Annotated in this window: 2 protein-coding genes; both read right to left on the bottom strand. The window is 41.4% G+C overall.

Translation table 11 applies throughout. The annotated features are described in order from the left end of the window. Positions 1-389: response regulator (locus tag F6K52_RS36670; protein WP_293090199.1), on the bottom strand; the 389-nt coding region annotated here is incomplete at its 3' end. 178 nt (positions 390-567) lie between these two features. Then, positions 568-1,093 (bottom strand): FAD-dependent oxidoreductase (locus F6K52_RS36665; protein WP_293090197.1); only part of this gene is annotated, 526 nt, incomplete at its 5' end.

The following is a 1,093-nucleotide window of genomic DNA, read 5'->3' as shown; positions in this document are numbered from 1 at the left end:
TGCAATAAATTGACTTTATTTTCAGGGATATTACGTAAACGAGCGCGAATTCTAGCTAACAGTTCTTCCATGGTGAATGGTTTGACTAAGTAGTCATCGGCTCCTGCATCCAAGCCAGCAACACGGGATTCCACCTCATCTTTAGCAGTTAACAGAATGATGGGAGTTTTGCTACCTGTTGCTCGCAGACGATGACAGAGTTCCACCCCAGTTAACTCAGGAAGCATCCAATCCAAAATCACTAAATTCGGTGTGGATTCTCTGAACAATGTTAGACCTGTTACACCATCATTGGCGATGCTAACTTGATAGCCTTCACTCATTAATTCTATCTCAACAAATCGAGCTAATTTGGTTTCATCTTCAACTAAAAGAATATGTGCTGTCATTCAATTTTAGATTTTGGATTTTGGATTTTTAAAAACAGATAATCTATATATTGGCGTTGCTGAATTTAGGTGTGAATTTGTCTCACGCATTAGACGCACGGAGTGCGGCTTCCCGAAGGGTAGGCGCAAAGACGCAAAGCAAGAGAATAGGAGTATAATCAGCAACACACGATTATCTTCAACTGACTAAAGGAAGAGGAGAATCCATCTTATCTACCTGGGGTTTTACTCCTTTTTCGCGGCGAATATCTTGCCAAATTCCCGTAGCTGCTGAAGCACCATCTGCTGCTGCGATGACTACTTGATTCAATCCTACTTTTAAGTCACCGATGGCGAAAATACGGGGGTGAGATGTGCGACACATTCTATCGGTAACTAAATTTTCACCTTGGCGTTGGATATCAATACCGGAAAGATAACCAGAGTGATATTGGGAACCCATGGAAATTAATCCTGCTTCTAATTTAACTACAGAACCATTCATCAGTTTTACCCCAGTCATCTGGTGGTTTGCACCAATAAACTTATCTATTGGTTCTTCCACCAATTCATATCCATGGTCTTCCAGTCTCTCGCGAAATTGGGGAGTGACATCAAACATATCTTGGGTAAACAGGGTAATATGGGGTGTGAACCAACCAAGGCTAAAAGCTACTTCTAAACTGCGTTGGTTTTTGCCAAACACACCAACTTTTTTATCTACC

The sequence above is a fragment of the Moorena sp. SIO3H5 genome (genome assembly GCF_010692395.1).
GTDB lineage: Bacteria > Cyanobacteriota > Cyanobacteriia > Cyanobacteriales > Coleofasciculaceae > Moorena.
This window is presented reverse-complemented; position numbering and strand designations above follow the sequence as displayed.